Below are 7,186 nucleotides of genomic sequence, written 5' to 3'. Positions count from 1 at the left end.
CCGGGCCGCCGCGCTCGCCGAGGCGTTGCACTCGGCCGCTGGCGTCCGGGCCGCTCGCAAGGCGGCCGATCCGGTTCGTCTCCAGGTCGATCCGCTGAGCCTGTTCTGAGGCGTTTCGGCCGGTGCCGACGGTCACGGACCTCGCCCGCTGCCAGGGGCCCTCGCACACCGCGTCCGGCAAAGCGGTGGCGCCCGAGTGGTAGCATCGCCCGTCATGCCAAGGCGTACGACGGGCTCCAGGTTACGAGGGGGCGTCAGCCGCGCCGAGCTGGAGCCGCCGCGGGATGGCGCGACGATGGCGGAAACGCGTCGGTCGGGCGCGAGGTCGATGATGTCAATGAGCCGGTGATCAGGGGTGGACCAGTCGTGACCGTTGGACAATCGATCGTCTTCAACGGCGACCTCGGCAGCGGCAAGAGCACCGTGTCGGTCGAGATCGCCAAGCGGCTCGGCATGCGCCGGGTCAGCGTGGGGGACCTCTACCGGGAGATGGCGCAGCAGCGGCAGATGACCGCGCTGCAGCTCAACCTGCACGCCGAGCTCGACCAGGCCGTCGACGGCTACGTCGACCAGCTCCAGCGGGACATCGCCGCCTCCGGTGAGCGTCTCATCATGGACTCCCGGCTGGCCTGGCATTTCTTCACCGACGCGCTCAAGGTGCACATGATCACCGAGCCGGGTGAGGCGGCCCGCCGGGTGCTCGCCCGCCCCTCCGGGCCGGCGGAGAGCTACGCCTCCCTGGACGAGGCCAAGGCCAAGCTCCGGGAGCGCAGCGCGAGCGAGCGCAGCCGGTTCATCATCCGGTACGGGGTGGACAAGGCCCGGCTGCGCAACTATGACCTGATCTGCGACACCACCCGGGCGTCCGCCAGCGAGGTGATCGAGCACATCGTCGCCGCGTACGAGGGCACGCTCGGCGCCGAGGTGCTGCGCGACGCGCCGCCGCTGCTGCTGCTGGACCCGGCCCGGGTCTACCCGACCGAGGACATCGCCACCCTGCGCGGTCTGTGGGACACCGACTTCGTCGGTGGGGTGGCCGAGGCCGGCGACGAGGCCCTCGAACCGCTGAAGATCGGGTTCACCGGCGAGTACTTCTTCGTCGTCGACGGTCACCGCCGCCTCAGCGCCGCTCTGCAGAACGGGTTCTCGATGGTGCCCGCCCAACTGGTCGCCGAGGTCGACGAGCCGGTAGTGGGTGGGATGAGCGCTATCGACTACTTCGCCGCTCAGGTGCGCCCCGGCCTGATCTACGACTGGGAGGCGGCTCACAAGATCCAACTGCCGCTGCCCGAGCCCGCGCTGCTCCGCGGCGACGCGGTGCTCGCGGGGGACCCGGGCGCCAGCGTCTGAACCCAGCGTGAGGCCGGGCCCACGCGCGGGTGCGCGCGCCGTCTCGGCCACCGAGTCGTACGGCGGTCGCCGAGACGGTTCAGCCGAGGATGACGCCTGAGGCTCAGACTCAGGCCATGCCCTCGTCGTGCATCCGCCAGGCCCAGACCCGACGGGCGGCCACGTCGCCGGTACCGGCGACGTGGAACTGTCATACATTGGCAGCCGTCTATCGAGCCGTGACGGCCCGGAATTACCCTGCCCGTGCGCATCCGGGGGGCCGGATGACCGGGGTGGGGGTCGCATGTCTGAGCAGTGGATACCTTCCGGCACTCATCAGACGTCACACGGGTCACCCGAGCTGGCCCGCGCCGGCACCGAGGTGCGGACACTGCCCGAGTTGGCCGGGTTGCTGCGTCAGCTACGCCGCCGCGAAGCCCGTCAGCAGGGCGAGACCCTGCTGACGTACCGGCAGTTGGCCGCGAAGACCGGCTGGTCGCGAGGGATCATCGGGGAGTACTTCGCCGGCAACGTCCTGCCGCCGCCGGAGCGGTTCGACGCCCTCATCCGACTGCTCGGGGCCACCCCCGCCGAACAGGGAGTGCTGGCCACCGCGCGGGACCGGGTCGAGGAGCGACGTCGACGCCCGAACCGCGACCACGCCACCACCGGGCGGGCGGTGGCACGGGCCAGGGCCGGCGGCCCGCGCGCCGGGGCCACGTCCCTCCGGTTCCCGATACCCCGCCAACTACCCCCGGCGCTGCCCGGCTTCGTCGGACGGGCAGCTCAACTCGCCCAGCTCGATGCCGAATGCGCTCGCGTCGTGGCACCCGGGGACGACGGCGCGGCGTCAGTCACCGTCATGACGTTGTCCGGTACGGCCGGGGTCGGCAAGACGACCCTCGCGGTCACCTTCGCGCACCGGGTCGCCGATCGCTTCCCGGACGGGCAGCTCTACGTCGACCTGCGTGGGTTCGACTCCACCGGAACGGTGGTGACGGCCGTCGAGGCGATCCGAGGCTTCCTGGAGGCCCTCGAGGTACCACCCGAACGCATCCCCACCCACCTGCCCGCGCAGGTGGGCCTCTACCGCAGCCTGCTCGCCGGCCGTCGGATGCTGGTGCTGCTGGACAATGCCCGCGACGCCGACCAGATCCGACCGCTGCTGGTCGGCAGCCCGCACTGCCTGGTCCTGGTGACCAGCCGCAATCGGCTCGCCGGGCTGATCGCCGCCGAAGGCGCCCGGCCGATCGGCGTCGACCTGCTCAGCACCCCGGAGGCCTGGCAACTGTTGGCCCGGCGGCTCGGCACGGACCGGTTGACGGCCGAACCGCAGGCGGTGGACGAGATCATCGAGCGGTGTGCGCGGCTGCCGCTGGCGCTGGCCGTGCTCGCCGCGAGAGGTGCGGAGAAGCCGACGTTCCCGCTAGCCACCCTCGCGGCCGAACTGCGGGCGGCGCCGCGACCGCTGGACTCGTTCGACGGAGGGGACGTCGGCACCGACGTGCAGGCCGTCTTCTCCTGGTCGTACCGGAGCCTGACCCCGGCGGCGGCCCGCCTGTTCCGGCTCTTCGGCTGCCATCCCGGACCGGACATCGGGTTCGCCGCAGCGGCCAGTCTGGCCGGGCTGCCCCGGGCCCGGGTGCCCCGGCTGCTGGCCGAGCTGGCCCACGCGCACCTCGTCACCGAGCACACCCCCGGCCGGTTCGGCGCCCACGACCTGCTCCGGGCGTACGCGGCCGAGCAGGTCGAACGTCTCGAACCGGAGCACGCCCGGCGGGCCGCGATCCGGCGCGGGCTGGACCACTACCTGCACACCGCCCACGCGGCGGCGCTGCTGCTGCAACCGGGACGGGACCCGGTCACCCTCACCGCCGCCGCGCCGGGTGTGCTGCCCGAGGAGATCAGCGACCTCGGTCAGGCGCTCGCCTGGTTCGGCGTCGAGTATCCGGTGCTGCTGGCGGCGGTCGCCCACGCGAGGCGGGCCGGGTTCGACGGCCACGCGTGGCAGCTGGCCTGGACCCTGGTGGACTTCCTGCAACGCCGGGGGCGGTGGCCGGACCTGGCCGTGGCCCAGCGCAACGCCCTGGCCGGGGCGCAGCGGGCCGGCGACCGACCCGGGCAGGCGAACGCCCACCGCGACCTCGCCCGGGTGCTGTCCCGGCTGGGTCGGGTGAACGAGGCGGCGAGGAACTACCGGCAAGCCCTGGCGATCTTCGCCGAACTGGGCGACCACACCGGGCAGGCGCGCACCCACCGGGCGTTCGGCGCGATGCTCGACGGGCTCGACCGGCACGCCGAGTCGCTGGAGCAGAGCGAGCGGGCCCTGGCGCTGTACCGGGCCGCCGGGCACGTCGCCGGGGAGGCCAGCGCCCGCAACGCGGTGGGGTGGGCGTACGCCCAGCTCGGCCGGTACGAACCGGCGCTCGGGCACTGCCGGGAGGCGTTGGCGCTGCTGCGGACGACAGGCGACCGGCACGGCGAGGCGAACACCTGGGACAGCCTCGGCTTCATCCACGCCCGACTGGCCGACCACCGAGCGGCGATCCGTTGCTTCCAGCGTGCGATCGGGCTGTACCGGCGGGTCAGCGACCGCTACGACGAGGCGGACACCCTGTCCCGGCTCGGCGAGAGCCGGCAGGCGGTGGGGGACGCGGTCGGCGCCGCGCGTACCTGGCGGCGGGCCCTGGTCATCCTCGACGATCTCGGCCACCCGGACGCCGAGCGGGTACGGGAGCTGTTGACCGGGGAGCCCGGCGGTGACGCTGGGCACACCGTCGGCGGTTGAGCGAGGTGCGCCGCCCGGCGCTCGGCCGGGCACTCCGTAGACTGGTACGGCACCGCTCGTCCGCCCGAAGAAGGAGCCGTCCCGCGTGACCGTCCAGCCCATCCGTCTGTTTGGGGATCCGGTGCTGCGCACGCCGGCCGATCCGGTCGTCGACTTCGACGCCGAGCTACGTCGGCTGGTCGCCGACCTCACCGACACGATGCGTGAGCAGAACGGCGCAGGCCTGGCCGCGCCGCAGCTCGGTGTGAGCCTGCGGGTGTTCACCTTCGACGTCGACGACGTCCTCGGGCACCTGATCAACCCGGTGCTGGAGTTTCCCGACGAGGAGGAGCAGGACGGCCCGGAGGGCTGCCTGTCCATCCCCGGGCTCTACTTCGACACCAAGCGTCGGCAGAACGTCGTCGCCAAGGGCTTCAGCTCGTTCGGCGACGCGATGCAGATCGTCGGCACCGGCCTGATGGCGCGCTGCGTGCAGCACGAGACCGACCACCTCGACGGGGTGCTCTTCCTGGACCGACTGGACCCGGAGGGGCGCAAGGAAGCCATGAAGGCGATCCGCCAGGCCGAGTGGTACGACGCGGCGGCCCCGCCGACTGTCAAGCTCAGCCCGCACATCAGCGACCCCTTCGGTCTGGGGCGCTGACCCGGATGCGCGTGATCTTCGCCGGTACGCCGGCCGTCGCCGTTCCCGCCCTGGCCGCCGTCGCCGCCTCCCGACACGAGCTGGTGGCAGTGGTCACCCGGCCCGACGCGCCCGCCGGGCGTGGGCGGGGCCTGTCCCGCTCGCCGGTCGGCGCGTGGGCCGACGAGCACGGCGTCGAGGTGCTCACGCCTGCCCGCCCCCGCGAGCCGGAGTTCCTCGACCGGCTGCGCGAGCTGGAGCCGGCCTGCGTTCCGGTGGTCGCCTACGGCGCGCTGGTGCCGCCGGCGGCCCTGGAGATCCCCCAGCACGGCTGGATCAACCTGCACTTCTCCCTGCTGCCCGCGTGGCGCGGCGCCGCACCCGTGCAGCACGCCGTGCTGCACGGCGACGAGCTGACCGGGGCCAGCGTCTTCCAGCTGGAGGAGGGCCTGGACACCGGCCCTGTCTACGGCACGCTGACCGACGAGATCCGCGCCACCGACACCTCCGGTGATCTGCTGGGCCGGCTCGCCGACTCCGGTGCCGGGCTGCTGGTGGCGGTGCTCGACGCGATCGCCGACGGCACCGCCCGCGCCGAGCCGCAGCCGGCCGACGGGGTGTCGCTGGCGCCGAAGCTGACAGTGGACGACGCGCGGGTGCGCTGGAGCGACCCGGCCTTCGCCGTGGACCGGCGGATCCGGGCCTGCACGCCCGCGCCGGGTGGCTGGACCACGTTCCGCGACGAGCGGGTGAAGCTCGGCCCGGTCGTCCCGGTGCCCGACGGCCCCGAGCTGAAGCCGGGGGAGTTGCTGGTGGAGAAGTCCCGGGTGCTGGCCGGCACGGCGACAGTGCCGGTACGTCTCGGCGAGGTCCGCGCCGCGGGCAAACGGGCGATGGACGCGACCGACTGGGCGCGCGGCGTCCGGGTCGGCACTGGAGAGGACTTCGCGTGACGGCACCGGAGGGAACCCGACCGACGCGCTCCGGCCCGTCGACCGGCCGTGGCGGGGATCGCCGCCCGGTCCGACCACCGCTGGACCGACCGCGTCGGGCCGCGTACGAGGCGGTGGCGGCGGTGCATCGGGACGACGCGTTCGCCAACCTGGTGCTGCCCATCATCCTGCGGGAAGAGGGGCTGTTCGGTCGGGATGCCGCCTTCGCCACCGAGCTGACCTACGGCACCCTGCGCCACCTGGGCACGTTGGACGCGATCCTGACCGACGCGGCCGGCCGGGACGTGGCCCGGATCGACCCGCCGGTACGCGACGCGCTGCGGCTCGGGGCGTACCAACTCCTGCACACCCGGGTGCCGCCGCACGCCGCGGTCTCGTCGACTGTGGACCTGGTCCGTTCGGTCGCACCGGGCGCTACCGGTTTCGCCAACGCGGTGCTGCGCGAGGTGTCTACCCGTGACGCGGACGCCTGGGTGGCGAAGCTCGCCCCACCGATGGAGACCGATCCGGTCGGGCACCTCTCGTTGGCGTACAGCCACCCGCAGTGGATCGTGCGGGCGTTCTCCGAGGCGCTCGGCGGCGATCTGGGCGAGACGGAGCGCCTCCTGATCGAGGACAATGAGCGCCCTCCGGTGCACCTGTGTGCCCGGCCCGGCCTGATCGACCCGGTCGAGCTGGCCGACCAGGTCGGCGGAGCGCCCGGTGCCTTCTCGCCGTACGCCGTCTATCTGCCCGGCGGGTCGCCGGGCGACATCCCGGCGGTGGTCGACGGCCGGGCCCACGTCCAGGACGAGGGCTCCCAACTGGTGGCCGCCGCGCTCGCCGACGCACCGCTGGACGGCCCGGACGGGCGGTGGCTGGACCTGTGCGCCGGCCCGGGTGGCAAGGCCGGGTTGCTCGGCGCGCTGGCCGCGCAGCGGGGTGCCCGGGTGACAGCGGTGGAGGTGGCCGAGCACCGCGCTCGGCTGGTCTCCCTGGCGACCCGGGACCTGCCGGTGGCGGTGCTGACGATGGACGGCCGTGAGGTCGGCGGGGACCCGAAACTGCCGGAGCAGCACTTCGACCGGGTGCTGGTCGACGCACCGTGCACCGGGCTGGGGTCGCTGCGTCGTCGGCCGGAGTCGCGCTGGCGTCGCCAACCGTCGGACCTGCCGCCGCTGACCCGGCTGCAACGGGAGCTGCTCGGCGCGGCGCTGCGGGCGGTCCGCCCGGGTGGCCTGGTCGCCTATGTCACCTGTTCGCCGCACACCGTCGAGACGCACGTGACGGTGACCGAGGCGGCCCGCCGTAGCGGGGTCGCTGTGGACTTCGTGGACGCCCGCCCGCTGCTGCCGGCCGGCATGCCCGGTCTCGGTGACGGGCCGACCGTGCAGCTCTGGCCACACCGCCACGGCACCGACGCGATGTTCCTCGCCGTCCTGCGCCGAGGCTGATCCGTTCCACGCGTCCGGCCGGTCAGCTGACCGGCCGGACGCGGTGCGATCACGCTCGGCT

Annotated in this window: 5 protein-coding genes; all 5 read left to right on the top strand. The window is 73.6% G+C overall.

Annotated features, from left to right (window positions below; genetic code table 11):
- The first annotated feature begins 366 nt into the window (after nucleotides 1-366).
- The 5 genes from NIE111_RS25020 (at nucleotide 367) to NIE111_RS25000 (ending at nucleotide 7,125) form a co-directional block, all read left to right on the top strand.
- Entirely contained in the window at nucleotides 367-1,350 is a 984-nt protein-coding gene (locus tag NIE111_RS25020) for an AAA family ATPase (RefSeq protein ID WP_238686781.1), read from the top strand.
- 283 nt (nucleotides 1,351-1,633) lie between these two features.
- Complete coding sequence (locus tag NIE111_RS25015; protein ID WP_238686780.1) at nucleotides 1,634-4,117, top strand: ATP-binding protein; 2,484 nt, start codon at nucleotides 1,634-1,636, stop codon at nucleotides 4,115-4,117.
- An 85-nt stretch (nucleotides 4,118-4,202) separates the two neighbouring features.
- Nucleotides 4,203-4,760, top strand: coding sequence for a peptide deformylase (gene def / locus NIE111_RS25010; protein WP_238686779.1), 558 nt, complete (start codon nucleotides 4,203-4,205; stop codon nucleotides 4,758-4,760).
- 5 nt (nucleotides 4,761-4,765) lie between these two features.
- On the top strand, nucleotides 4,766-5,692 hold the full coding sequence (fmt, locus tag NIE111_RS25005) for a methionyl-tRNA formyltransferase (RefSeq protein WP_238686778.1): 927 nt from the start codon (nucleotides 4,766-4,768) through the stop codon (nucleotides 5,690-5,692).
- Nucleotides 5,647-7,125 carry an RsmB/NOP family class I SAM-dependent RNA methyltransferase gene (locus tag NIE111_RS25000; RefSeq protein ID WP_274531646.1) on the top strand — a complete coding sequence of 493 codons (1,479 nt, stop codon included), beginning with the start codon at nucleotides 5,647-5,649 and terminating at the stop codon, nucleotides 7,123-7,125. The genes fmt and NIE111_RS25000 overlap by 46 nt, the downstream gene beginning before the upstream one ends.
- Nucleotides 7,126-7,186: the final 61 nt, after the last annotated feature.

The sequence above is a fragment of the Micromonospora hortensis genome, assembly GCF_022230935.1.
In the GTDB taxonomy this organism is placed as follows: domain Bacteria; phylum Actinomycetota; class Actinomycetes; order Mycobacteriales; family Micromonosporaceae; genus Micromonospora; species Micromonospora hortensis.
This window is presented reverse-complemented; position numbering and strand designations above follow the sequence as displayed.